The following is a 24188-nucleotide window of genomic DNA, read 5'->3' on the forward strand; positions in this document are numbered from 1 at the left end:
CGGTCCTGCCATGAATAAAGCCGACGTTCTCGCGCGGCTCAGGGCGACCTCGACGGCCGATTTGTCGTCCAAGGCTCAGACCGTCTGCGCGTCGCTGATCAAAAAGCTGCAAAGCCCGGTCCGGCTTGGCCTGTTTGGTCTGCCTGATGCGGGCAAACGGCACATTCTGAACGTGCTGTTTGGCGAAACCATCGCAGATCCAGGCCTGCTCTTGCCCACTTTTGAGCTGACGCATGGCGCGATTGCAGAAACCGAGGCCGTCTTGCCCGACGGTGGGGCCGTCAACGCGCGGGGCTATCCAAGCCGCGAAATCGCCGATCTGATGCCGGTCTTCCTGAAGGTTCAGACACCGACACGCCAAATGCCTGACTGCGACGTACTGCTGGTTGCCGCCGATCCGACACCGTCCGACCTGACGGCAGCGCTGGCTTGGGCCTCTGCCCGGGTGGACGTGTCAATCTGGTGTTCCCGTCAATGGACGGATTTTGAACACCAGATATGGTCCGCCGCGCCCGAGACATTGCACAACCACGCCATTCTGGTTCTGACAGGCCATCATGACGATGCAGGTGCTCGGGCAAAGCGCGCCGTCAATCTCCAGCTTTTTCAGACCGTTCTGAGCCTGGACTTGTCGCAAAATTCACGAGTCGTTCCAAGCGTCAACAACGACAAATCGGCGACTGCCCTACTGTCGCATCTGACCAGCACCATTCACGAGGCGACCACACAGGACATGCTCGCCGCCGAATTGTTCTTGCACCGGTATGAGCCGCGCAGAGAGGTGCTGGCCGTTCCCGAGGCTGAGGCACCGCCCGAAGTGCCCGAGGCAACGCCGCCTTCCAATGTCGTGGCTCATCCAGCCATGGAAGCGCAAGGCCCGGACCAAGCCAAGCAGGATAAGGCGGACAAGGCCGAGGCGCATGTCGCGCTTGCCCGGGTCTTTCAGTTTGTCCGGCAATCGGCGGACGATCTGCGCCGATCTCTGCCCACAGGCCCGAACGCTCAGATGGACGTCGATCAAACCCTGAGCGAGATCGAAGCGATCTTTGAAACCCTTGCGGACCGGGTCTGCGATCAGGACGTGCTCGAATCCGCTTGGCCCCAACTATGCGGCGACATCCTTGAGGCGCGCGACCTCGCGCTTTTGATGCGGATCGAGGGCGGGGCCGACCAACTGGAAGACCTGGCAATGCTCCTTTTGCAGCTTCGCCAAGAGATCGAGGTCAAGCTGGCGGCATGATGCCATTGGCAGGCCCTCGGAACAAAAAAAGAAAATGAGGCACGGGACATGACCCGCAGTGACGACATTTCCGATTATACCGAGTTTGAGCAGACCGGTGCGCTGAACGCGTTCAAAGGCCTTGAGGATCTGGCCGATCGACTGGATGATCTGGAGGCTGATCTGACCGATATCAGCACCGACGCAGATCCGGCCATCGCGGCGAGTGTGCGCAAGCTGCGCCGCCAGATCCGCGATTTTGAGCCGAACATCACCATGGTCGGGCAGGTCAAGGCAGGCAAGACAACGCTGGTGAACGCGATGGCTGGCTGGCCCGATCTGTTGCCAGCAGATGTGAACCCCTGGACCTCGGTGGTGACCTCGCTGCACATGCAGCCAAACCTCAAACCCAACGAGCGCCGCTCGTCCTTCCGGTTCTTCAGCAATGAAGAATGGGATCGCCTGATCACACGCGGTGGGCGTGTAGGTGAATTGGCCAACCGCGCGGGCGCCGAGGACGAGCTTGAGAAAGTCCGCAAACAGTTGGACGAGATGCGCGAGAAATCGCAGGCCCGGCTTGGCCGCCGATTCAGCATGTTGCTGGGGCAGTCTCACGATTATGAAACCTTCGATGAAACCCTGATCCAGCGCTACGTCTGCCTTGGCGACGATTTCTGGGAAGAGGCGGACGGCAGTTTCGATCAAGGCCGCTTTGCCGACATCACCAAATCGGCGGACCTCTGGTTTGGCCAACAATCCCTGCCCGTCGGCCTGTGTATTCAAGACACGCCCGGCGTCAACGACACCTTCATGATCCGCGAGCAGATCACCATCAATGCGCTGCGCGGCGCAAAGCTGTGTGTGATGGTGCTGTCGGCGCAGCAGGCCCTGTCATCGGTGGACCTTGGACTTATCCGGCTGATCGCAAACGTCAAATCGCGCGATATCATCATCTTTGTGAACCGGATCGACGAATTGACTGACCCGGTCCGCGAGATGCCTGAAATCCGTCAAAGCATTTTGGACACGCTGAAGAAGTTTGACGGCCCGAGGGACGCCCAGATCATCTTTGGCAGCGGTTTCTGGGCCAGTCATGCCATCGCCAACACCTGTCACGAAATGGGCGAAGACAGTGCCGAGGCGCTTTTGGCCTGGGCCGAGGCGCAACTTGACGAAAACCTTATAAAGCTCGCTCCGCAAGAAATGGTCTGGCATCTTTCCGGGCTTCCCGCGCTTGGCGATGCCATATCAGAGCGGATTGAAAACGGAGTTGGAGCACGTCTGATCGAACGGCTGGACGCGGCCAAAAGCAACCTGCGGGCAAATCTCGTGATCAGCGATGCGATCACTGAGGTCCAGCCGGACGGCACGCGGGCGGCACGACTGTCCCAAAGCGAGCTGGCGGCCCGCCTCCACGACATCGAAACCAATGTCACAACGGCTTTGGACGCCCGTCTGTCGCAGGCCCACACGGCCTTTTTAACGCGGATCGAAAACGCCCATCAGACCTTTCTGGGTCGCGCGACCGCCTCGCTTGTCAAACATCTGGAACTCTATGGCGAAGAGGCGATTTGGACATACGATCCGGTTGGATTGCGCATGTTGCTGCGCACGGCCTACCGGGTTTTCGTGAAGTCCGCGACAGAGGCAGGCAGCGATGCGCTGGCCACAACTGCAATGCACATCACCGCGCTTTACCAAGACTGTCTTGGTCAAAGCGGCCGGGCACCGACCATCGTAGCGCCGCCTTTGCCAACAGCCAGCCCACCGATCGCGCTTGGTCAGACGATCGCGCTGGACTTGCGCGGCAGCTGGTGGACGCGGTTCTGGCGCAGACGGCGGGGCCATCAGGCGCTGTGCAATGATTTTGCCAACTTGATCTACGAAGAAACCTCGCCCGTCGTCACAGCTCTGCGGAGACAGAACGCTGACAGTTACTCGGTGGCGATACGTGCCGAACTGCGCGACTTCATTGCCTCGCAGCGCGCCCTTCTGGACGGGCTTTTCGATAAGGATAAGCCCGCTGCGGAAGCGCCTTGCCAGATCGGCGACACCGCAGGGCAACCCCGCATCCCGCTGCATCTCGACGAATACGCTTTAACACCAACGCCGACCTCACACATGGGGAGTTCAGAATGAAAGATGACCTTCAGAGCGCGCCGCGCAAACCTCGTTTGGCGCTCATGGGCGAATTCAGCGCCGGCAAGAGCACCCTTGCCAACCTATTGCTGGGCCGGGATATTTCCCCGGTTCAGGCAACTGCGACCCAGCTACCCCCTATCTGGTATAGCTATGGCGAGGCGGACACATACCGTGTGTTGCCCGATGGCTCACGCGAAACGATTGACTTGGAAAACTTGCGCGGGGCCACGCCCGACAACACATCGATGATCTCGATTTCCGCCACCACCAGCCTGCTCGAGGCTTGCGATCTGATCGATATGCCCGGAACCTCTGACCCGAATATGGCGGCCGATTATTGGGAAAGCTTCCTGCCGCAGATCGACTTCGTGATCTGGTGCACGCCTGCCACCCAAGCCTGGAGGCAATCCGAAGCGGCGATTTGGGAACTCATGCCGCCTCACCTTTGGGAAAACAGCCTGTTGCTGATAACCCGGATGGACAAGGTGCTGAGTGATCGTGACAAGGCGCGCGTCTTGCAGCGGGTGTCGCGTTCGGTCGAAGGGATGTTCTACGACGTGCTGCCGATCGCGCTCTTGCCCGCCCTTCAGGGCCGCGACAATCCCGAGGTTTTGAACCAGACGGGCGCAAGCGATCTTGTCGAACGGATGGTCGAAGTGTTCGAACGGTTCGAAGGAGAAGCAACGCCCGATCTTCGCGCGGTCGAAGACATGCCGCAACCGGCACCGCCAGCCGCACAGCCTAAGGAGGTTTCCAATCTCGGGTCCGGGAAAATCGTGCCGCGCCGCATTGTCCGCGACCCTTCGGAAAAAAATCATGCCCGTCCCGAGGCCCGATCCGCCATATAGGCTCGCGCAGTAAGCCGATCTTAACGGGTCTGAGGTCATGAAGAAGCAGGAAGGCCCGCTTCATGACCAACGACGACTTTGGCAAATTCAGATCGCGCTTCGCAGGTTGCGAGGTGGTGATGCTTGCCGACATCTCGACCATGACAATCCTTGCGTCGGACAGTGCCATCAAGCTGGGTCAGGAACACCTTGATCGTCTTTGCACCGCGGCAAGCACGATCTTTGCGGCAGAGGCCAGCAAGGGGATTTCCGTGGCCTTTCTAACCGGGCCAACCGGGTGCACCGTCTTTGTTCGGGCGAACCACGGGGTGCCCGAGGTGCTTTGCGGCGTCTTTGCGCCCGGCGCAGACCTGTCAGGCGTTTCAGAAGCCGCGCGGGCCTTGCTGGAAACGGCGGACAGTGAGGCTGTAGGTGAGTGATATGACCTCTGCTCAACCTTCATCCGGACTTCGCGCCGTTCTGTCGGGCGTGGCCGCCAACGGCATTTTGCCCCGGCGGGAATTGCGCCCCAATTCGTCCAAAGACGCGCTTGGCTTCCTGCTAGACCAGATCGACACCTGTGTGATGGCGCGACGGCTGAGCATTGTCGCGGATGGCACGATCAACGTCACTTTGGACGCATCAGAGCGCAGACTTCTGAGCATTTCCAGGCTTGAGGGGCTCGCACTGGGCGACATCAGATCGGATTTGATTGCCACCCGTCTTTTTGGCTCTGACACCGAACATTGTGCCGGTGTGGCGGAAATCTTGATCGCCCTTTGCGATGGGTGCCAGCATGTTTCGGTAACGGCCCAACCTTTGGACATGGCAGCAGAGGCCGCTGTATCGGGCATCTCGGTTCGCCAACTTCAGGCAGCCCTTGGCCTTGATTCAGCAATCGCCACCCCGGTTGTTGACTTGCCGACTATGGTCAAACTTGCCGGGAACGCGATGGTCGCCAGCTTTTCAAAGCTCGATGGATGGCGTTTCTCGGCGTCGGGACCGCCCAACACTGATGCCTTAATCGCCACTATAGAGCCCTACGTGAGCAGGCAAAGACTCCAACCACTAATTGAAGAAGGCTCCTTGCTGATTCTGGAACTGGACGCACATTTCGCCGGTTGCCTGACCTTGGCAGAAGGTGATCCTGTCGCCGTCATTGTCACGCGCAATGCTGCTGCGCAGATTGCCGCCGCTTGCCACAAGACGAAGATCGGCACCGATTGAACATCACGGCAGAGCCGCGCCTTTCATTAGGTGAATCAGCCGTCAAAAACCTTCCCAAGATCAGGCCCAAGACCCGATGTCGGTTTTGGCCCGGGCGGCTTGTAGGCACCTGCAGTGGGCGCCTTCCATGCGGTCAGCACCGCCGCCTCGGCCAAGGCAACGGCATAGGGCAGCGGCGTGATCAGCGGGACCGGCAGATGCGGTGCGATCTGCCCTGCTAGTCCTGCCAAGGCCGCGCCTCCCAGAACGATCACGTCAGCCTTGTCTTCAGTCACCAGCGTCTGACCTTGGCGCAGCGCCTCGGCCTCAACGGCGGCTTGATCTTCGGCAATTGTGTGCCCGGGCAAAGACAGCAGCCGGATACCCGCGATCTCGTCCCGCATATCCAAATCAAAGATGATATCTTCGTTCGAGCCCCGCTCGGGATCACCTACCCCAAGGATGCCGACACGTCGGCCAAATATCTGCGCGCTGCGCATCCCTGCCTCGGCAAGGCCCACAACAGGAACGGACAAAAGCTCCTTCGCGGCGGCAACAAAACCGTGGCAGAAGGCCCCGATCACCACCGCGTCATGGCCAGGCCCTTGCTGTGCGAGAAGCTCAAGCAAAGCGTGCCCTGCAATGGCCATTTCACTTCGGGTCCCAATGTAAGGCACGCCAAAACCCGCGGTGACTCCGGTGATCTCGGTTCCATGACGGCAGGTGGCGCGCGCCTCGGCCACCATCAGCGCGGTCATCGTTTGGGACATGTTCGGGTTGGCAATCAGAAGCTTCATGATCGAATTCCGGTTAAAGATACTTGGGGACACCCGCATCGGCCAAAGGCCACATTGTGCCAGATACCAGCCTTACGAGTTCAATTCGACCGTCATTTCGATTTCGACCAAGGCATTGGCAGGCAACGACGCAACGTTGACGGCGGTGCGGGCGTGGCGACCCGCATCCCCCCACAGGTCAATGAACAATTGCGATGCGCCGTTGACGATCATCGGGCCATCGCCATAGCCCGGAGGCGCCGCCACAAAGCCGCCAAGCCGCACGATCTGTGACACCCGGTCAAGCGATCCTGCCACGGCACGGATCGAGTACAAAAGGTTCAATGCGCACATGCGCGCGGCAGCCTGCCCTTCGTCCATGTCAAAATCTTCGCCTACCGGGCCAAAGTATTTTGGCACGCCCTCCCATTCGCAAATCTGGCCTGACAGAAACAACAGATTGCCGGTGATTTTGCCCGGCAGGAACAACGCACGCGACGGCGCCGAGGGCGGAAGTGCGAGACCAAGTTCGGACAGGCGGTTTTCGATTTGGCTCATGCTGCGGCTTTCATCTGGCGGGCGAGGCCAATCAGTGACAGGTCCGATCCGGCCGGTCCAATCAACGAGACCCCAAAAGGCGCGCCGTCCACCATGCCGGCGGGCATCACGACCTGAGGCAATCCGGCGAGGCCTGCAACGCAGAGCAAGCGCTGGGCCTCGTGGCGGAAACCATCGAACACTTCAACGCCGGCATCCAGACGAAACGGTGCATCGTGCGCGGCTGGGACAAGAAGCACGCCGCTGGTACCCAGAACTGCGTTGATATAGCCGCGAAACGCATCGCGCACGGCATTGGCATCGCTGATTTCTTCTGGGGACAGAGCTGCGGCGGCGGCAGCACGTTCAGCAATTCCGCGCACCAAAGGCATGGCGGTTGCCTTGATAAAGGGAAGGACGCCGCGCGCAGCGTCGGCGCCCACCGTCGTCAGAAAGGCGGCATAAGCGGCCTGTACCCCGTCTGGATAGACTTCGACGGGGCTGGTTGACAGACCTGCGAAGGCATCTTCGCAGGCAGACCGGGCTTCGGTGCCAAGCAAGGACAGCATGTCTGTTGGTGCCAGATACTCTGGCCTGTCAGGCAATGGCCGTGGATCAGGCCCAAGAAGCACCTTTGCAGCGGCTTCAAAGGCCGCAGGATCGCGGGCGAACAGGCCGCAGGTATCGTAGCTGGCCGCAAGCTCCATGCAGCCGTCCAGCGCGATACGTCCATGCGTCGGGCGCAACCCCCAAAGTCCAAAAAAACTGGCGGGTGCACGGACCGAACCGCCGGTATCGGTGCCCAGCGCAATGTCGGCCAGCCCGGCCGCGACAGCCGCCGCCGAGCCAGAGGAGGAGCCGCCCGGAATGCGGTTGGGCGCGGCGGCATTGATCGGTGTCCCAAAATGGGCGTTCATACCGTACATCGACCAAGCCAGTTCGTCGGTATGCGTCTTGCCGACAAAGCGCGCGCCGGCATCAAGCATCATCTGCGGCGCATGTGCCGTCAACTTTGCGATTGGACTGGCGGCCAGCTTCAGCGGGCAACCACAGCCGGTGCGGTATCCAGCGACGTCAAAAATATCCTTTACCGCCAGTGTCAGGCCCGCAAGAGGCCCATCAGAGGCATTGGGAACGGCAACAGGCTCGTAGGGCATGAACGCACGAACGGGGTCTTCACCAAGCAGCATTATTCGGCCGCCTCAACCGTGGATTCCAGCACGCATGCCACGCGGCGGCGCGGCCCGAGATCGACCATTGGCGGCAAACCCGCTCGGCAGGCCGCCGAGGCGCTGGCGCAGCGAGGTGCAAAGGAACACGCCTCGGGGCGGGTTTCCAGCGGAGGCGGCGCGCCGGGGATCGCCTCTAGCCGGGCTCCACGCGCCACGTCGTGCAAGTTCGCGGCCAGCAGACCACGCGTATAGGGATGTCGAGGATCCTTGATGATCTGCCGTGTGGTGCCTTCTTCGACGATGGACCCGGCGTACATCACAGCGATCCGCTCGGAGATTTCGACGGCGACGCCGATGTCATGGGTGACAAAGATCACCCCCATGCCGAATTCGCGTTGAAGTTCGCGCAAAAGCAGTAGGATCTGAATCTGCACCGTCGCATCCAGCGCGGTGGTCGGTTCATCCGCCAAAAGCAAACGCGGTCGGCAAGCCAGCGCCAGCGCAATCATGACCCGTTGCCGCATACCTCCTGACAATTCATGTGGATAGTTCTTGAGACGCCTTTCGGGCGACGGAATACGCACCCGCTCGAGCATCTCCAGTGCGGTCTTCATCGCCTCGGCCTTGGTCACCCCCTTGTGACGCACGACGGCTTCGGCAATCTGCGCGCCCACCGTATAGACGGGATCAAGCGCCAAAGCTGGCTCCTGAAACACCATGGAGACCTCGCCGCCGCGATAGCTTTGTAACACCTTGCCCGACAGTGTCAGAACATCGGTGCCGTTCACCGCGATACTGCCGTCGATCTGGCTGCGTTTGGGCGGCAAGAGCCCAAGCAGCGTCTTGAGCGTCACGCTCTTACCCGACCCGCTTTCTCCCAACAGCGCCAGCGTTTCGCCCTGCTCCATCGTCAGGGACAGATCATTTATCGCATGCACGGTGCGCTCGCCCGTGAAACGGACATTGAGGCCTTGGATGTCGACAAGTTTTTCGCTCATTCTGCGGCCTCCAGTGCCGTTACGGAGTGTTTTGACTCCGGGTCATGAATGTGACAGGCGGCGAAATGTGCAGGATTTCCGGGCAGGCTCTTCAGCTTGGGCGCATGGGTCTTGCAGATGTCTTCGGCAAAGCGGCACCGGGTGTGGAACCTGCAGCCCCTGGGCGGATCAATCGGGTTCGGCGGATCGCCCGCAAGCGGCGGTTCTTCGGTGCGGTTGTCCGGGTCCATGGACGGCATCGCGGCAAACAAAGAGCGCGTGTAAGGGTGGGCCTGCTCGGCATAAATACTGTCGACCGGCGCGATTTCCACCACTTCACCCAGATACATCACCAAGATACGGTCCGAGATGTAGCGCACTACATTCAGGTCATGGCTGATGAAGATATAGGTCAGGCCAAAGTCGCGCCGTAGATCGGTCAACAGGTTCAGCACCTGTGCCTCTACGGATTTGTCGAGCGCCGAAACGGCTTCGTCGAGCACCACCAGCCTCGGAGACATCGCCAAGGCTCGGGCAATATTGACGCGCTGTCGCTGGCCGCCGGACAATTCATGCGGATAGCGCTGCGCGAAACGGTCAGGGTTCAGCCCGACACGCTCCATCAGGTCGCGCGCGCGCCCGCGTGGATCGTCCAGCCCCTGCACCTCGGGTCCAAAGGAGATACTTTCCTCGATTGTCAGCCTTGGGTTCAAAGAGGCATAGCTGTCCTGAAACACCATCTGCACGCCCCGGCGCAATTCGCGCAAACTCAGGTCACCGCCCAGCGCCTCGCCGTCAAAGATGATCTCACCCGCGTCTTTGGGCAGCAACCCGATCAGCAACCGCGCGGTTGTGGATTTCCCGCAGCCGCTTTCGCCGACGATCCCCAGCGTTTCGCCCTTCTTGACCTCAAAGGAGACATCATCGACCGCCTGAACCAGCGCCTGAGTGCGCCCCAGAACACCGCCTCGGATCGGAAAGTATTTCTTGAGATGTTTGACGATCAGCAAGGGTTGCGCCGGACCGCCCCGGTCGCGTGGATCAATCGCGGACATTCATTGCCCCCCTCACGCCATCGCTGAGCAGATTGAGGCAAAGCGAGGTGATAAAGATCATCAGCCCCGGCAGCGCCGAGAGCCACGGATTGACGTAAATCGCCGAGCGCAGGGTGTTCAGCATCAGGCCCCATTCCGGCTCTGGTGGCCTAACGCCAATCCCAAGGAATGACAGGCCAGCCGCCAAGATCATGCACACCGAGGTCAGCGACGTCGCATAGACAAAGATCGGCGACAGGACGTTGCCGATCACGTGCACCCGGATCACCGTCAGCGCCTTGCCGCCCGAGGCGCGCGCCGCGTCGATATAGTCCAGCGCCCGCACGCCCGAAGTGACCGCCTCGGCCACGCGGGTGATTGGTGGGATAAAGACCACGGTCAACGACACGATGCTGTTGACGATCCCCGCCCCCAGCGCCCCCGAGATTGCAATGGCCAGCAGAACCGATGGAAAGGCAAAGAACACATCGACCGTGCGCATGATGATCGTATTGGTCAGTCCTCCCACATACCCCGCAACGATCCCTAGTGCCGAGCCGATGAAAAAGGCGAAAACCACCGGCATCAGCCCGATGAACAAGGTCAGCCGTCCGCCATAGATCAGACGAGCCAGCATATCGCGGCCTTGCTCGTCAGTACCAAGGATATGGCCCTCAGTTCCGACGGGTTTGAGCCGCGCGATCATCGACCCCTTGTAGGGATCGGCAAGACCCAGCCACGGCGCAAAGATCGCCGACAGGATAAGGGCCAGCAATATGGTCAGGCAGACCATGGCCACCGGGTCGCGCACCAATCGTGACGCGACGCCAGACCAGTACCCTCGGTTTCGTCCCGCCGCCGTTTCGGGCAGGTCGGATATGTCGGCCAGTGCCATGTCAGGACCTCTTGATACGTGGGTCGATGGCGGCTTGCAGCACATCGACAATCAGGTTCATCCCCACGAAGAACAGCGCGAGCACAAGGATCGTCCCCTGTAGCAACGGCAGATCGCGTTGGAAGATTGCATTGGACAGTAAAAAGCCTGACCCGGGCCAGTTGAAGACCGTCTCGATCAGGATCGAACCGCCCAGAAGGTAGCCAAGCTGCAGGCCCATCACTGAAAGCGCGGTCGCGGCGGCATTTCGGGCAACATGAATCAGGACATCGGCGCGGCTCATGCCCTTGGCATACAGGGCCTGCACGAAATCCATCGTCAGAATGTCGCCGGCCAGGGCCCGCACGGTCCGCGCGACGATGCCGATGGGCACCACCGCAAGCGTTACGGCAGGCAGAACGAGGTGGCGCATGTGCAGCCAATCCCACGCCCAATCCTGCGATCCTCCAGGGCCGGCGCCCATCGACGGCAACCAGCCAAGGTTCACCGAAAAGATGATGACCAGCACGATGCCCAGCCAGTAATTCGGCACCGAAACGCCGGTGATCGATACGGCTGTCACCGCCCGGTCAAACAGGGTGTCGCGGAAGTACCCAGCCAGAAACCCCAGGCAAATGCCGATGGGAAAGGCGATCACAGCCGCACTGACCGCCAGCAGAAGAGAGTTCTGTACAGCGCCGAACACTTCGCCCGCAACGGGGCGCCCGGTGGCGATGGATTTGCCCATGTCGCCTTGCATCAGATTGCCGATCCACAGCGCATATTGGATCGGCAGGGGTCGATCCAACCCGTAAACCGCCCGCATCGCGGCCTGTTCTTCGGCAGTGGCATCAACCGGCATGATCGCGGTCAACGGATCACCCGGGGCGATCTGGACCAGCAGAAAACAAATGACCGAGACCCCGAAGGCCACCGGCAACACAAGAACCAGACGTCTAAGGAAATAATTGAACACTTGGATTTGATCCTTGCAGTAAAAGCCCCCCGAAGCAGATCCCGCGGGAGGCTGTTTTCCTTATTCCATCGAGATCGACGAGAAGTTTTGATACCAGTTCTGTGCCTGCACAAAGCCCTTGACCTTCGGGCTCATGGCGCGCGGCGCCACGTCGTGCGTGACCATCAGGAACAGCGCGTCGTTGACGTACTTCTCATGCGTCTTTTTCAGCACGGCATCCTGTTCAACCGGATCAAAGGTGGTGCGGATCGCCTTGAACAGCTCTTCCATTTCGGGGTCGCAGTAATGCCCCCAGTTGGTCCCGTTCGGCGCGATCAGATCGCAGGACAGGTGCCGGATCAGGCCGGTAAACGGATCCTGGATGAAGTAGGTAAAGTTGATCGACATCGCGCCTTCGGCCGCCGGATCTTCGGCCCCGGCACGCCACAGGTTGATCATCTGGTTCCACTCGACCACCACAAACTCGACATCAATGCCAACATCAGCCAGGTTTTGCTGGATGTACTCGTTCATCGGCAGCGGCAACATCTGGCCCGAGCCCGAGGGCGAAATCAGCGCTTTGACCGCAAGACGGTTATCCGGGCCATAGCCTGCTTCGGCCAGCAGGGCCTTGGCGGCTTCGGGGTCGAATTTCACTTCGAAAGTCGGCTCACCGAACCACTGCGAACCCGGCGGCAGGAAACCTTCGGCTGGAACCATCAATCCGCCCAGCAGCGTGCTCAGACCTTCACGATCCACGGCAAGGTTGGCCGCTTTGCGAATGCGGATATCATTCCAGGGCGACCCTTCGACCCGCGACAGGTGCCACGTCCAGTTATGCGGATAGGCGTTCGACGAGATCACAAAGCCGTTGCCGGTCATCGCGGGAATGGTGTCGGGCGCGGGGGCTTCGATCCAGTCGACCTGACCAGACAGCAAGGCCGCAGACCGCGCATTGGGTTCCGGCAGCGGGATCAGCACCATCTTGTCCAGTTTCGGGATACGGGTTTCGTCCCAATAGTCCGGGTTCGGCACCAATTCAGCGCGCTCGCGCGGCACAAAGGTTTCTAATTTCCACGGACCGGTACCAGACGGAGATCCGGCAACCGCTTCCCAACTTTTGTCCATGGCTTCCCAGTTCGCCTTGGACGACATCAGGATCCAGGCAAGCTGGTAGGGCAATGTGGCGTCAGGAGTCTTGGTGACGATCTCCAGCGTGTAATCGTCGATGGCCGAATAGCTGGCGACGGCCGGAATGCGCGATTTGCCCTGAGCAGACTGGCGCGGATCGTATTGTTCACTGTCCTCGACCAGAAGCTTGTCAAAGTTCCAGACGGCAACCTCGGCGGTAAAGGGGCTGCCATCGTGAAAGGTCACCCCTTCGCGCAACTTGAGCGTCCACTTGGTCTGATCGTCTGGATTTACCGACCATTCCGTCGCCAGCCCCGGGATCAGAACCGACGGTTTGTCGGCGCTGGTCAGGTCCCAGTTGATCAGCGCATCATAGACCGTGTAGCCCATGAAGCGCATGCCCTCGCCGCCCTGATCGGTCTGTCCGGTGGTCAGCGGAATATCCGCTGCGGTCATGCCAACCCTGAGCGTTCCCTCAGCTGAGGCCCCTCCGCCGCAAGCCACGGCGACTGCCATCGCGATCGCTGCAAAATTCGTTCTTAACGTCATTATTGAGTCATCCCCTTGTTGTGGCGCGCGCCTGTTCGTTCGGCGACGTCGATGGATTAAAGATGACCTTTGGCCATAGGATTGTCGGCACGACGGCATGCCGATGCCCTGCTTTCGGTGGGCATTTCCACGTAGATGCTGAAATGTCGCCCGTGTAGGCAGACGCCTGCACCATTAATAAGCGCTTGGTGTTCGAATCGCCGCGCCGGGATCGCGGGTCAGTCTTTGGCAGCGATCAGCGAATACATCTCTGGGCGCCGGTGCTGGGCGAAATCGAAGATGTTGGAGCGGATCTCGGCGCAACGGTCCAGATCACAATCGGCGATGACCAGTTCGTCGCCAAGCGTCGCGGCCTGCGCCACGATTTCTCCGGTGGGCGCCACGATGCAAGATCCGCCGATCAGATCGCAGCCTTCCTCGACCCCGGCTTTGGCCACGCCGACAACCCACATTCCGTTGGCATAAGCCCCGGCTTGCAGGCTCAGGTGGTTGTGGAAATCCTGAAGGTGATCATGTTCCGGGGCCGGCGGATAATGGCGGGGCGTGTTGTAGCCAATCAGGATCATCTCAGCCCCACGCAAGGCCACCTCGCGATAGGTCTCGGGCCAACGACGATCATTGCAGATCGCCTGTCCAATCGTTCCGCCAAGGGTCTCGAACGCTGAAAACCCGTCCATCGAGGGCGTGAAATACCGCTTTTCAAGATGTTGGAACGGGCGCCACGGCTGGTGATCGTCATGGCCGGGTAGATGGACCTTGCGGTAGCGGTTCACGATTGTCCCCGCTTTGTCGACGACTATCGCGGTGTTGTAATGTGAGCCGCCGGTCAATTCAGCATAGCCAAAGGAAAATGCCATCCCCAACTCGCGCGCGCGGTCAAACAACGGCTGCGTCGCGGCATTCGGCATCGCGGTCTCAAAGAAGGCATCAACCTCGGCCTGATCTTCAAGAAACCAGCGGGGAAAGAAGGTCGTGAGCGCCAGTTCCGGAAAGGCAACAAGATCGCACCCCTTGTGATCCGCTGCCTCCAGCAATGCAATCATCCGGGCCACGGCGCTGCCCCGCGGCTCATCGCGCGCGATAGGGCCAAGTTGGGCGGCGGCGGTGCGTAGAATGCGGGTCATAGGGCTGTCTCCTTTGAGATCAGGCGTTTATAGAGTGCAGCGTCCGTGTCGCCTTCGCTGCCAAACACGAGCACGCCTGATGTCAGATCGTGGTCAAGCTTTGCGCGCAGGTCGCTATCGCGGGCCACCGCCACCAGCCCGGCCACCCCCGCAACGCCGCTTTCGCCGATGGTCAGTCGAGCCCCGGCGTGACCAGAGGCCAGCAGACGCATCATCTCGGCGGCGGCGCTATCCGGAATTGTTTGAAATGAGGTGACGCCTGCCGAAAGTATCGGCCAGGCGATCAACGATGGCCCGCCGCAGACCAAGCCAGCCATGATCGTGTCCAAGGCACCGCCCAGCGCTTTGAAGCTTTTCAGCCCAAACCGGCGCGACTCGTCCTTGATCCGAATGCGGCCGACCCCAAGACGCTCTGCCTGCCCCGGCAAATCGACCAGCGGTGTCGGCGCATACCCCAGCCAGGTGAAAATGACAGCCCGGGCAGCGCGCATCCCTGTATCACTGACGGTCGCACGGAAACCCTGCGGATTGGGGCCATTGAGCGTGATCGGGTTCAGGAAATGATCTGACCGGGTCATGGGGACAGTCTTTCGCAAAATCGCATCAGACGTAGCGATGACCATTTCCGGACGGCGCGAAAGCCTGCTGGCGGCGCGGGGACATAAAAAGTCGGAAAGACGGACGGACTGCCGAAAATTTTGGCATCGCACCGCATGGCGCTCAGGAAAGTCGGCGAGTGCAGATTACCAGGAGCAAAGGCATTTGGCCCAGCTACCGCCCCGGAATCCCAAAATCGCCATTCGAATTCCCAGCGCAGCGCTTTCAGTTTCAACGCGAGCGGACGGGCAACCGCTTTTTGTCTGGCACAGGTCGATGGCCTGTGTTCGCCCCTGCTCAGGCTGTTTTGTACCGCCCATTATCGAGCGTCGTGGCGATAGTAAGCAAAAGATCTTCGCCACCATGATCCGCGATCAACTGCATTCCGACCGGCAGGCCTTCGGAAACACCGGCCGGGAAGGCCATGCCGGGAAGACCTGCGGCATTGACCCAGCCGGTATAGACGGCATGGCCGCGCGGACCCGCGGTCACGCCGTCGATGATTTTCGGAAAGGCCTCGCTTGCCGGCCATGGCGGTGCGGCGGCAGTGGGCAAGAGGACGGCGTCATACCCCCAAAGGCCCCGCACCGCTTCGCGCAAAGCGAAGACGCGGGTCAGCGCCTCGTACAGCGTGACCGCGGAAACCTTTGTGCCACACTCGGCCATCTGTTGATACTTGGTCGCAGCACGGGCCATGACCGGCGGATCGCTCCAAGCCAAATGCGCAAGTCCGATCTCGGCTATCTGCGCCCACACCTCGTTCAGTGGGGCAAGATCAAGCGGCAGGCTGCCTTCGGTCACCGAATGACCAAGGTTGCGCAAGCGGTCGACAGTTGTGGAAAACAACGCCCGAATTCCGGGATCGCAGGGGGCATCCTCGATACGGGGCACCGCAAGGATGTGCAGGGAACGATGTTCAGCCTGATGCGACTTGCCCGTCAGCACCGTCTGAAACAGGGCAAGATCGCGAGCTGAGCGGGTGATCGGGCCCACCGTTTCGAAATCCAGCAGAACCTGAGGCAAACCGCCACCTCGGCGGGTTTTGCCAATGCCCGGCTTCAATCCCCACAAACCCGTATAGCCAGCCGGCCTGCGAATGGACCCGCCTCCATCGGTGGCAAGTCCCGCAACCGCCATGCCTGCGGCCACCGCCGCAACGACACCGCCCGAAGACCCGCCCGGCGTTAGCGCTGCGTCAAAGGGGTTGCCTGTGGTTCCAAAGGTCGCGTTGCCGGTATAGCCCTCGACCGCGAATTCGGGGGTGTTTCCCTTGCCGATGATGATGGCCCCCGCCCGGCGCAATGCGGCCACTGGCACTTCGTCCTGATCCGGTATCCTTCCCGCCAGTTCGGCATTTCCCCAAGCGGCCGGCAACCCGGCAGAGACAAGGTTGTCCTTGATGATCACGGGCACGCCATCCAATGGGCCCGTCGGTTCACCGCGCGCCCAGCGATCGCGGGCGGCGCGCGCCTCGTCGAGAACGGTGTCCGAACGAGCGGACAAGGCGTTGAGGTCCGGGTTGCGCTGCGCAATGCAATCAAGATGCGCCTCGGCGACCTTTGCAGGATCGCTTTCCCCACGGCTGAATTGCGCGATCAGATCGGTTGCGTCGTATTCAACGGTCATCAAGATACCGCCTCGGGCAGCCAAGTGGCGATGGCGGGCCAAAAGATCAGCGCCGCAGTGAACAGCAACATCAGCGCCGCGTAGGGGACCGCCCCTGCAACCACGTCGGTGAAAGGTCCGTTGTCGCTACGCACGCCATGCACGACGTAAAGGTTCATGCCGACAGGCGGGGTGATCATGCCAAGCTCGCACATCAGCACCACGAAAATGCCGAACCAAACCGGGTCAATGCCCGCGCTGACGATGATCGGTACCACGATGGGGATGGTCAGCACCTGCATCGACAACACATCCATGAACATCCCCAACACGAGATAGAACACCATCAGCGCAAACAGCAGTTCGACCGGTGTCAGACCCAGTCCTTCGACCCAGCGCGACATGACACCGGTGATGCCGCCAAGCGCCAAGGTCACGTTCAGCGTGAAGGCGGCAACAATGATCAGCAAAATCATGCCCGTCGTCTTGGCCGTTTTGCGGAAACACAGGTCCAGAAAGGCGAGGCTCAGCTTGCCTTCGAGGGCGACAAAGATCAGCGCCACGATCACGGCCAGCGCGGCGCTTTCGGTGGGGGTGGCGATGCCAAGATAGATCGATCCCATGACGATCAGAAAGACCACGGCTGCAGGCACCAGATGTTTGAGCGCTCGCAGTTTGACCTCCAGCGGCACGTGCACCTGTTCATGCGCGCCCCCATGAGACAGGATATCCTGCACGGCAATGAACACCATGAACAGCAGCGTCAAAAGGATGCCCGGTATAACGCCTGCAATGAACAACTGCCCGACTGAGACACTGGCCAAGGATCCATAGACCAGCAGGTTTACGGAGGGCGGAATGAGAATACCCAGCGTCCCACCCGCTGCCAGCGACCCCAAGGATCGCGAGGGGCGATAATTCCGCTCGGTCAAGGCGGGCAAGGCGACAGTGCCCACCGTTGCCGCCGTCGCAACCGAAGACCCCGACGTCGCGGCGAACAGCGCGCAGCAGCCTATGTTGGTGTGCAAAAGACCGCCCGGCAGGCGCCCCAGCCAAAGCGCCAGCGCCCCATACATGCGATCTGCAAGCCCCGAACGCAGCAGAAGTTCGCCGAGCAGGATAAACAGCGGGATGGCGGTCAGAACCGGTTCGTTCGAAGTGCCCCAAAGCACAGGCCCCATGCTTTTTAGCAGAACCGGCCCATAAAGGATCATTCCCCCGGCAACGCCCATGGCAACCATGATGGTCGCAACCGGCAGCCCCACCAGCAGCAGACCCATCATAACGATAAAGCCCACCAGAATGTCGAAAATACCCATCTCAGCGGTCCTGAAGCTGTTCGAGCTCTTCGGAAAGCTCGTCTTCGGCGGTTTTTGGATTGAATTCAGCGGCCAGATCCGCGTGCCGCCCGCTCAGGAACAACCTCGTCGCACGGCCTGCCATGACGAATGAACACAGCGCAAAGACTGCAAGGCCCCCATACCAGGCCGATTGCGGCCATATCAGCGGCGTGCGCCACGGCGTTGCGGCGGTAGATCCATAATCCAGCGTGTCAGAGATCACGAACCAGCCAACGTAAAGAAAGAACAGCCCCAATACGCCCAGAGAGAGCACCGAAAGCCAATCGATCAGCGCCTGCACCTTTACGGGAAAGCGGGCGTGCAGAACGTCAATTCGGATGTGCGCCCGGTCGATCATCGCCACGATAAAGGCCAAAGACGCCCCCAGCGCGAGGACATATCCCCCCAGCTCATCCGCGCCTTGAAGCGACGTGTTGAACAGCTTGCGCATCACCGTTTCCAGCGCCACGAATGCGGACAGGAAAAGCAGTGCCCATCCAAACAGTCGGCTGATCCAGGTGGCAAGTCGGTCCATGTCAGGCTCCATTTCGGTCGTTTCGAAGTTTCGGGGCAATACCCTGGCTATCGCGGCAACAGCGCGCCCCGCCGTTTTCGGAACGGAGCGCGCCATCAAGGGTTACATGCCGCGCTTGGCGCCAACTGTTTCCATCCACGCATCCGAGCAGCCCGGATTGGTGGCATCGCAAACCTCTTTCCACGCCGGGAATGAGACATTGGGCACAGCGGTGCCGACCAGCTCTTTGTCGGTCGCGGTGGGTTCAACCAGTTTCAGCTTGTAAGATGTGCCGGTCTCGCAGGGTTCAGTGCCGGTGTTGCAGTTCACCGCGTCAACAAACAGTTCCTCGGAATAGGCCCAGATCTTGTCCGACAGCTTGTCGAAACCAGCCTGCAGCTTGTCTTGCTGTTCCGGGGTCAGCTTGTTCCAGGTATCAAGGTTGATACCGTAGCCGTTCATGGCAAGCTGGAACGCGATCGGTAGCGTGTAGGAGGTTACCTCTGGCCAGCCGGCCGAGTTGGCCGAGGACGGACCGGTGATCGCGCAGTCCACCACGCCGCGGGCCAGTGATTGCTGCACTTCCGGAAAGCCAATCGGCACCGGAGTGCCGCCAACGAGCGAGACGAATTCGGCCAGGTTCTGGTCATAAACGCGCACTTTCAGCCCCTTGAGATCGGCCAAAGAGCCAATCTCGGGCTCGCAGAACAATACCTGCGGGCCAAAGGGCCAGACACCCAGAAGCTTGGTATTGAACTTCTCCTGGAGCCGGGCGTCCACCACGGGCGCAAAGGCTTCGACGGTGGTTTTGCCAGTGGCGTAGTCGGGGTTCAGACCAACAAGGTCGAGGCCCAGAATGGTCGGCTCGTCCCGCGACACCTGGCTCAGGCGCAACGACACGATGTCGAACAGACCATCCTTGAGAACGCGCAGTTGTTCGGTGTCCTTGATGCCGGTCACGTCAACCGGTTGATAATCGGCTGTAAAACCTTCGAGGCCGGTTTCGGCGGCGAAGTTTTCAAAGAACGGCTGTTCGACGTTCTTCTGAATCAGGCCGGTGGCGACAGGCTGGCCCATCACGCGCAGATTTTGCGCAGCGACTGGCATGGCAAGAACGGCCAGCGCCGCAGCGCCGGTTAGGATATTACGGATCATGAAAGATCTCCTTGGTGGATCGCGTTGTTCAGGTCAGACTTGTTACGTCAAGGCTGGCGACGTGTTTGAACACGCTGCCCCAGCCGGTCACACGCGCCGGGTCCAACCCGGTCAGCGCAAGGCAATGCGCCGCCGTGACGGCGACGGAGTCGAGCACCGGGATGCCTGTGGCCTCCTCGATGCGGGCCGCGACGGGGGCGCCGCGGAAATTGGTGCAGACCACAGCGATGGCATCGGGTTTCGCCTGCGCCACCTCTTCGATCATCGCGCCCACCTGTTCGGGTGGGTAGGTCGCAAAACTGTAGTTCCCCTTGTCGTCGAGCCGCGCCTTGGACACCACCTTGATGCCCTGCGCGGCGTAGTTGGCGACCATGCGGCTTTCGATGGCCTCGATGTAGGGTGTGACCACCCCAAGCCGCTTGACCCCCATGCCGCGAAACAGCGCGTCAAAGGCAAGGATAGTCGAAGTGGCAGGCACACCCGTGCGTTCGGTGATCGCGGTACAAAGTGCGCGATCCTTTTCCAGCCCGAGCCATGAGGCAGAGGTGCCATTCCACGCGATCAGATGTGGCTTGGCCTCGGCCAGGCGCTCAGCTGCTTCGAGGATCGGCTCCAGCGTGAACTGGCTTTGCGAGGCTTCGGACATGGAGATTTCGACCACCCGGAACCGCCCGAAAACGGCGGTGGCGTCATCGCCAAATGGCGCGAACATGGCCGAGGTATAAGGTTCCAGCACGGTGTTGGAAGACGGGGTCAGCATCCCCACCCGGCGACCGTCGACGGGAGCATAGCTCATGGCGTGACCTCCGGTTTGGCGCGTGCAACATGGGTGCCGATGGCCTCTCCGACAGGGGTGTTGTCCTTGACCACTGTGCGCCCGCGCAGGATCGTGCGCACCGGCCAGCCGGTCACTTCAAAGCCCTCCCATGGGGTGTAGTCGGACCCGTGGTGCAAAGCGTCCTGTTTGATCGGTCGCGTTAGGGCCGGGTCCCAGAGCACGATGTCGGCGTCCTTGCCGACCATGATAGACCCTTTGTGTTCAAGCCCGTAGATGCGGGCATGGTTAGTCGCCGTGATCTGGGCAAAGGTTTCCAGAGAAATGCGCCCCTTGCTCACACCTTCGGAAAACAGGATCGGCAGGCGGGTTTCGACGCCGGGAATGCCGTTCGGGATGTTGCGGAACGAGGCACGCGCGCCGGGCGCATCCTTGCCCGCCGGATCGGCGAACCGAAACGGACAATGATCCGAAGAAAACACATCAAAGGCACCCTGTTCGATCCCGGCCCAGATCGCGGCTTGTTCCTCCATGTCGCGAGGAGGCGGTGAACAGACCCACTTGGCCCCTTCGAACCCGGCCTTGTCGAGGTTGTCGGCGGTCAGTGTGATATACTGAGGACAGGTCTCGGCAAAAACGCGCACACCGCGGGACTTGGCGCGTTGAATTTCCTCAAGCGCAGCCCCGTTCGAAACATGCACGATCATCACCGGAACGTCTGCTATCTCGGCCAGCGTGGTGGCGCGGTGAGTGGCCTCGCGCTCGACCGGGACGGGGCGGGTGCGGGCATGGTGGACGGGCTGCGTGCGCCCGTCACGCTCGGCCTTGTCGCGCAGAAACTCGATCGCGTCCTCGTTTTCGGCATGGACCATGGTCAAGGCGCCTTGCTCGCGCGCCACATCCATGACCTGAAGGATTTCACCGTCGGTCAGTCGCATGCCCTGATAGGTCATGAAGACCTTGAAGCTGGTCAGGCCCTGCCCGATCAATGCGGGCAGATCCTGGCCCAGCGTCACCGAGTCCACTGACTTCACGATCAGATGAAAGGACACATCCGTAAGGCATTGCCCTTCGGCCTTCGCGTTATAGGCGACGACCGCTTCGCGCAGCGTTTGGCCGTCCTCGGGCAGGCAGAAGGGCATGATTGTCGTGTTGCCGCCGCAAGCGGCCGAGCGCGTGGCTGATGCGAAATCATCCGCCATCTCGACACCGGGGCCCGAGGGCTGAGCGATGTGGACGTGGCTGTCGATGCCCCCCGGCATGGCAATCAAGCCTGTTGCATCGATAACCTCGGCCCCGGTAAGGCCGTTGCCCAGCGTCACGATACGGCCATGCGCAATGCCGATATCGCAGGCGCTGATGCCACCAGGGCAGACGACCTGCGCGCCTGTGATGACCAGATCATGGGTCATGCCAGATGGCCTGTGGTATTGGCGAAGAAGGCTGCATTGATCTTGGACATGTGTCTTCCATCGGTTCGAGTCGGGGAAAGCCTAGCGGCGATCTGAATTGCCAACTATGGCAAAATAGGTAATCCTGCATTCTCAAAACGAGAACGGAACAAAGATCACTCCAAAGGCTATTTGCATGAATTTTCACCTCGTTCCGCGTCCATTGCTGTATGTTGAGGCGGTTGCCGAACATGGATCTGTTCAGGCGGCCTCGCGGGCGCTGGGAATCGCGGCATCGGCCATCGACCGGCACATCAAGTCACTGGAAGAGGCCAACCGCGCGCCGTTGTTTGAACGTCTGCCCCGCGGGATGCGTCCGACCGCAGCCGGCGAGGCGATGGTGGTCATGGCCCGGCGCTGGCGTGCCGATGCCGAGCGGCTGGAGACCGATCTGCAGGAAATGCGTGGGCAGGAACGCGGCACCGTGCGACTGGCCGCGATGGACAGCCTGTGCAACGGAATTCTCACTGATCTGCACAGTTGGCTGCGGGCGGAACACCCCCATATCCGGCTGGGTCTGGATATCGTGCCACCGACCGAAGCAGCACGGCTGCTGGACGAAGGCGCGGTCGAAGTGGTCATGGCTTTCAATATGCCGCGCCTGCGCCATCAGCACGTTCTCTGGTCCGAAAAGTTACGATTTGGATGTATCGTGGCCCCCGGCCATCCCTTGGCGAGCGAAAGCGAAACTTCACTTGCCAAAGTCAACGGTCATGCTCTGGTGTCGCAAAACGCGCTGCTGCCGACCCGGCAATATCTGGATACCCGCTATGCTTGGTTCTTTTCCGAAAACACCCCGGTCTTGGCGTCAAATTCTTTGCAATTGCTGAAACAGGTCTTGGCACAAGGCGAAGTGGCAATGATAACTTCTGAATTGGACGTACTGCCCGAACTTCAGACCGGAGAGCTTCTGTTCCTGCCGCTGAAGGACAAAGGTATCGTTGCGCCGACCATTTCAGTGGTCATCGACGCTCGCCGATCATTGTCACGCCCCGCCCGGCTGGTTGCCGAATTCATGGTCTCGCGCACCGAAACTCTACTGAGCGAGACGCGAAAACGTTCGCCTAGTCGAGACGGCAGGTGACTTTCCCGAAGCCTTCGATCACGCCGGTCACATCGCGGCCTCCGGGAAAGTAAACAAGCCCCGAAAGCGAGCCGGTGATGACAATCTGCCCCTTTTTCAAGCCACCGCAATGGTCGCCCACATGCGCGCAAAACACCGCGAGACTTTCCAGAGCTGAGCCGTCCGGCACTGTAACTTTTCCGTCGATCACCTGTGTCTCGCCGCAGCGAAGTGAAGCTGTGACTGTTCCGAAATCCGACCCGTCCCACCCGTCCAGCGCAGGCCCGACCACAAGGCCGGCGTTGATCTGCATGTCCGCAAATTTCTTGAGAGGATCGTCATCTGCGCCGGTCATTCGCGTATCGACCAATTCCACAACAATATGGGGGCGGAAATGATCTTGCGGCCGCGCCATCAGATCGCCCGAAGGCTCTGTGATCAATTCAAAGCCGATTTCCAATTCAATACCCAATTGGTCCCGCACGGCGATTGCCGCCCCCGAAGGAACGGTCCTGTCCGCGCATATGGGCGCAATCACCGGCGGTCCGCCAGGACGCTGTGCAACCTTGAAACCACCGACTGCACCAAGGTGGGATTGCACCTGGCGTTGAATTTCCAATGCCTCTGCATAATCGGGTGTTGAAAGCTGGGTTGCATCAGCACGCCGACCCGTTTTGTGCGCCTCAATCAAAGCCGCTGCGAAGGTCGCTGTGGCGGTCATGCCTGTCTCCTGTGACTTGCGAAGCCCTTTGGCCTAAGCGCCAAGGCAAAGCGATGATTTCAGCTGCCCACCTGTCTCAATCAGAGCGATCATAGGGCCTGTCCCGGAATTAGTATGCAGCGGCGATGCCCAGCGCAATTGAGGATTTACAGAGAAGGGAACATACGCAACGGGATGTCTTGGCCTACGATGCGATTGACACTGTGACCCCACGTACCCTCAAACGAAACCGCCCCACGTCCGGCACTCGCTATGTGTTTGATCCCACGGTTTGATGGTGTGATCCTTTCGTTGGAATGGAAGGAGACCTTATGGGACAAGTTCGTCATGGCAGCGCCACGACTACGCACGCCGTCAGAGCAGCTCCGCGATCGCAAGCTTCGATCGCGGAGCTGAGCCGGGAGCTCGGGGTCAACCCCAAAACGGTCGCGAAGTGGCGCAAGC

At 60.5% G+C, this 24188-nt stretch carries 23 protein-coding genes and 1 pseudogene; 7 read left to right on the top strand and 17 right to left on the bottom strand.

The window, feature by feature from the left end; all coding sequences use genetic code 11:
• Positions 1 to 10 precede the first annotated feature (10 nt).
• The 5 genes from ACOYQJ_RS18460 to ACOYQJ_RS18480 all read left to right on the top strand — a co-directional run bounded on the left by ACOYQJ_RS18460 (position 11) and on the right by ACOYQJ_RS18480 (position 5415).
• Positions 11 to 1240, top strand: a complete 1230-nt coding sequence (locus ACOYQJ_RS18460; RefSeq protein WP_422907477.1) for a hypothetical protein — start codon at positions 11 to 13, stop codon at positions 1238 to 1240.
• Positions 1241 to 1288: 48 nt separating this feature from the next.
• On the top strand, positions 1289 to 3358 hold the full coding sequence (locus ACOYQJ_RS18465) for a dynamin family protein (RefSeq protein ID WP_422907478.1): 2070 nt from the start codon (positions 1289 to 1291) through the stop codon (positions 3356 to 3358).
• On the top strand, positions 3355 to 4209 hold the full coding sequence (locus ACOYQJ_RS18470; RefSeq protein WP_422907479.1) for a dynamin family protein: 855 nt from the start codon (positions 3355 to 3357) through the stop codon (positions 4207 to 4209). Before ACOYQJ_RS18465 ends, ACOYQJ_RS18470 begins: the two co-directional genes overlap by 4 nt.
• A 62-nt stretch (positions 4210 to 4271) precedes the next feature.
• Complete coding sequence (locus tag ACOYQJ_RS18475; protein ID WP_422907480.1) at positions 4272 to 4628, top strand: hypothetical protein; 357 nt, start codon at positions 4272 to 4274, stop codon at positions 4626 to 4628.
• Position 4629: 1 nt separating this feature from the next.
• On the top strand, positions 4630 to 5415 hold the full coding sequence (locus ACOYQJ_RS18480; RefSeq protein WP_422907481.1) for a hypothetical protein: 786 nt from the start codon (positions 4630 to 4632) through the stop codon (positions 5413 to 5415).
• 35 nt (positions 5416 to 5450) lie between these two features.
• On the opposite strand, the gene ACOYQJ_RS18485 is transcribed toward ACOYQJ_RS18480, so the two are convergent.
• From ACOYQJ_RS18485 to hydA, 16 genes are all read right to left on the bottom strand, one after another.
• On the bottom strand, positions 5451 to 6191 hold the full coding sequence (locus ACOYQJ_RS18485; RefSeq protein WP_422907482.1) for an aspartate/glutamate racemase family protein: 741 nt from the start codon (positions 6189 to 6191) through the stop codon (positions 5451 to 5453).
• A 72-nt stretch (positions 6192 to 6263) separates the two neighbouring features.
• Positions 6264 to 6728, bottom strand: a complete 465-nt coding sequence (locus tag ACOYQJ_RS18490; protein WP_422907483.1) for a RidA family protein — start codon at positions 6726 to 6728, stop codon at positions 6264 to 6266.
• Entirely contained in the window at positions 6725 to 7897 is a 1173-nt protein-coding gene (locus tag ACOYQJ_RS18495; RefSeq protein ID WP_422907484.1) for an amidase, read from the bottom strand. Before ACOYQJ_RS18495 ends, ACOYQJ_RS18490 begins: the two co-directional genes overlap by 4 nt.
• Positions 7897 to 8877 (bottom strand): ABC transporter ATP-binding protein, encoded by a 981-nt coding sequence (locus ACOYQJ_RS18500; RefSeq protein ID WP_422907485.1) that lies wholly within the window; start codon positions 8875 to 8877, stop codon positions 7897 to 7899. The genes ACOYQJ_RS18495 and ACOYQJ_RS18500 overlap by 1 nt, the downstream gene beginning before the upstream one ends.
• Positions 8874 to 9911, bottom strand: coding sequence for an ABC transporter ATP-binding protein (locus tag ACOYQJ_RS18505; RefSeq protein ID WP_422907486.1), 1038 nt, complete (start codon positions 9909 to 9911; stop codon positions 8874 to 8876). Before ACOYQJ_RS18505 ends, ACOYQJ_RS18500 begins: the two co-directional genes overlap by 4 nt.
• Positions 9898 to 10785 carry an ABC transporter permease gene (locus ACOYQJ_RS18510; protein WP_422907487.1) on the bottom strand — a complete coding sequence of 296 codons (888 nt, stop codon included), beginning with the start codon at positions 10783 to 10785 and terminating at the stop codon, positions 9898 to 9900. Before ACOYQJ_RS18510 ends, ACOYQJ_RS18505 begins: the two co-directional genes overlap by 14 nt.
• 1 nt (position 10786) lies before the next feature.
• Positions 10787 to 11740 carry an ABC transporter permease gene (locus ACOYQJ_RS18515; RefSeq protein ID WP_422907488.1) on the bottom strand — a complete coding sequence of 318 codons (954 nt, stop codon included), beginning with the start codon at positions 11738 to 11740 and terminating at the stop codon, positions 10787 to 10789.
• A gap of 60 nt (positions 11741 to 11800) precedes the next feature.
• Entirely contained in the window at positions 11801 to 13399 is a 1599-nt protein-coding gene (locus tag ACOYQJ_RS18520) for an ABC transporter substrate-binding protein (RefSeq protein ID WP_422907489.1), read from the bottom strand.
• 218 nt (positions 13400 to 13617) lie between these two features.
• Positions 13618 to 14523, bottom strand: a complete 906-nt coding sequence (locus ACOYQJ_RS18525) for an N-carbamoyl-D-amino-acid hydrolase (RefSeq protein ID WP_422907490.1) — start codon at positions 14521 to 14523, stop codon at positions 13618 to 13620.
• A complete protein-coding gene (locus ACOYQJ_RS18530) occupies positions 14520 to 15101 on the bottom strand; it encodes a PALP domain-containing protein (RefSeq protein WP_422907491.1) in 582 nt (193 codons plus the stop codon). The genes ACOYQJ_RS18525 and ACOYQJ_RS18530 overlap by 4 nt, the downstream gene beginning before the upstream one ends.
• A 316-nt stretch (positions 15102 to 15417) precedes the next feature.
• Positions 15418 to 16746 carry an amidase gene (locus ACOYQJ_RS18535; protein ID WP_422907492.1) on the bottom strand — a complete coding sequence of 443 codons (1329 nt, stop codon included), beginning with the start codon at positions 16744 to 16746 and terminating at the stop codon, positions 15418 to 15420.
• Positions 16746 to 18044, bottom strand: coding sequence for a TRAP transporter large permease (locus tag ACOYQJ_RS18540; protein WP_422907493.1), 1299 nt, complete (start codon positions 18042 to 18044; stop codon positions 16746 to 16748). Before ACOYQJ_RS18540 ends, ACOYQJ_RS18535 begins: the two co-directional genes overlap by 1 nt.
• Position 18045: 1 nt before the next feature.
• Positions 18046 to 18600, bottom strand: a complete 555-nt coding sequence (locus ACOYQJ_RS18545; protein WP_422907494.1) for a TRAP transporter small permease subunit — start codon at positions 18598 to 18600, stop codon at positions 18046 to 18048.
• A gap of 102 nt (positions 18601 to 18702) precedes the next feature.
• Entirely contained in the window at positions 18703 to 19734 is a 1032-nt protein-coding gene (locus tag ACOYQJ_RS18550; protein ID WP_422907495.1) for a TRAP transporter substrate-binding protein, read from the bottom strand.
• 28 nt (positions 19735 to 19762) lie between these two features.
• Positions 19763 to 20530, bottom strand: a complete 768-nt coding sequence (locus tag ACOYQJ_RS18555; RefSeq protein ID WP_422907496.1) for a maleate cis-trans isomerase family protein — start codon at positions 20528 to 20530, stop codon at positions 19763 to 19765.
• Complete coding sequence (hydA, locus tag ACOYQJ_RS18560; RefSeq protein WP_422907497.1) at positions 20527 to 21921, bottom strand: dihydropyrimidinase; 1395 nt, start codon at positions 21919 to 21921, stop codon at positions 20527 to 20529. The genes ACOYQJ_RS18555 and hydA overlap by 4 nt, the downstream gene beginning before the upstream one ends.
• A 175-nt stretch (positions 21922 to 22096) precedes the next feature.
• Here hydA and ACOYQJ_RS18565 point away from each other — a divergent pair, with 175 nt between their 5' ends.
• Complete coding sequence (locus tag ACOYQJ_RS18565; RefSeq protein ID WP_422907498.1) at positions 22097 to 23044, top strand: LysR family transcriptional regulator; 948 nt, start codon at positions 22097 to 22099, stop codon at positions 23042 to 23044.
• Here ACOYQJ_RS18565 and ACOYQJ_RS18570 read toward each other — a convergent pair.
• Entirely contained in the window at positions 23025 to 23744 is a 720-nt protein-coding gene (locus ACOYQJ_RS18570) for a hydratase (RefSeq protein WP_422907499.1), read from the bottom strand. The two genes, ACOYQJ_RS18565 and ACOYQJ_RS18570, sit on opposite strands and share 20 nt — an antisense overlap.
• A gap of 311 nt (positions 23745 to 24055) precedes the next feature.
• Here ACOYQJ_RS18570 and ACOYQJ_RS18575 point away from each other — a divergent pair.
• Positions 24056 to 24188, top strand: a pseudogene (locus ACOYQJ_RS18575) (IS481 family transposase); the annotation flags it as partial.

Origin of the sequence: Pacificoceanicola algae (assembly GCF_049341065.1) — a bacterium.
GTDB lineage: Bacteria > Pseudomonadota > Alphaproteobacteria > Rhodobacterales > Rhodobacteraceae > Pacificoceanicola.

Bases quoted from the DNA above. Each gene is read 5' to 3' on its own strand.
- ACOYQJ_RS18460 (WP_422907477.1), top strand. From the start codon at position 11: ATGAATAAAGCCGACGTTCTCGCGCGGCTCAGGGCGACCTCGACGGCC.
- ACOYQJ_RS18465 (WP_422907478.1), top strand. From the start codon at position 1,289: ATGACCCGCAGTGACGACATTTCCGATTATACCGAGTTTGAGCAGACC.
- ACOYQJ_RS18470 (WP_422907479.1), top strand. From the start codon at position 3,355: ATGAAAGATGACCTTCAGAGCGCGCCGCGCAAACCTCGTTTGGCGCTC.
- ACOYQJ_RS18475 (WP_422907480.1), top strand. From the start codon at position 4,272: ATGACCAACGACGACTTTGGCAAATTCAGATCGCGCTTCGCAGGTTGC.
- ACOYQJ_RS18480 (WP_422907481.1), top strand. From the start codon at position 4,630: ATGACCTCTGCTCAACCTTCATCCGGACTTCGCGCCGTTCTGTCGGGC.
- ACOYQJ_RS18485 (WP_422907482.1), bottom strand. From the start codon at position 6,191: ATGAAGCTTCTGATTGCCAACCCGAACATGTCCCAAACGATGACCGCG.
- ACOYQJ_RS18490 (WP_422907483.1), bottom strand. From the start codon at position 6,728: ATGAGCCAAATCGAAAACCGCCTGTCCGAACTTGGTCTCGCACTTCCG.
- ACOYQJ_RS18495 (WP_422907484.1), bottom strand. From the start codon at position 7,897: ATGCTGCTTGGTGAAGACCCCGTTCGTGCGTTCATGCCCTACGAGCCT.
- ACOYQJ_RS18500 (WP_422907485.1), bottom strand. From the start codon at position 8,877: ATGAGCGAAAAACTTGTCGACATCCAAGGCCTCAATGTCCGTTTCACG.
- ACOYQJ_RS18505 (WP_422907486.1), bottom strand. From the start codon at position 9,911: ATGTCCGCGATTGATCCACGCGACCGGGGCGGTCCGGCGCAACCCTTG.
- ACOYQJ_RS18510 (WP_422907487.1), bottom strand. From the start codon at position 10,785: ATGGCACTGGCCGACATATCCGACCTGCCCGAAACGGCGGCGGGACGA.
- ACOYQJ_RS18520 (WP_422907489.1), bottom strand. From the start codon at position 13,399: ATGACGTTAAGAACGAATTTTGCAGCGATCGCGATGGCAGTCGCCGTG.
- ACOYQJ_RS18525 (WP_422907490.1), bottom strand. From the start codon at position 14,523: ATGACCCGCATTCTACGCACCGCCGCCGCCCAACTTGGCCCTATCGCG.
- ACOYQJ_RS18530 (WP_422907491.1), bottom strand. From the start codon at position 15,101: ATGACCCGGTCAGATCATTTCCTGAACCCGATCACGCTCAATGGCCCC.
- ACOYQJ_RS18535 (WP_422907492.1), bottom strand. From the start codon at position 16,746: ATGACCGTTGAATACGACGCAACCGATCTGATCGCGCAATTCAGCCGT.
- ACOYQJ_RS18540 (WP_422907493.1), bottom strand. From the start codon at position 18,044: ATGGGTATTTTCGACATTCTGGTGGGCTTTATCGTTATGATGGGTCTG.
- ACOYQJ_RS18545 (WP_422907494.1), bottom strand. From the start codon at position 18,600: ATGGACCGACTTGCCACCTGGATCAGCCGACTGTTTGGATGGGCACTG.
- ACOYQJ_RS18550 (WP_422907495.1), bottom strand. From the start codon at position 19,734: ATGATCCGTAATATCCTAACCGGCGCTGCGGCGCTGGCCGTTCTTGCC.
- ACOYQJ_RS18555 (WP_422907496.1), bottom strand. From the start codon at position 20,530: ATGAGCTATGCTCCCGTCGACGGTCGCCGGGTGGGGATGCTGACCCCG.
- hydA (WP_422907497.1), bottom strand. From the start codon at position 21,921: ATGACCCATGATCTGGTCATCACAGGCGCGCAGGTCGTCTGCCCTGGT.
- ACOYQJ_RS18565 (WP_422907498.1), top strand. From the start codon at position 22,097: ATGAATTTTCACCTCGTTCCGCGTCCATTGCTGTATGTTGAGGCGGTT.
- ACOYQJ_RS18570 (WP_422907499.1), bottom strand. From the start codon at position 23,744: ATGACCGCCACAGCGACCTTCGCAGCGGCTTTGATTGAGGCGCACAAA.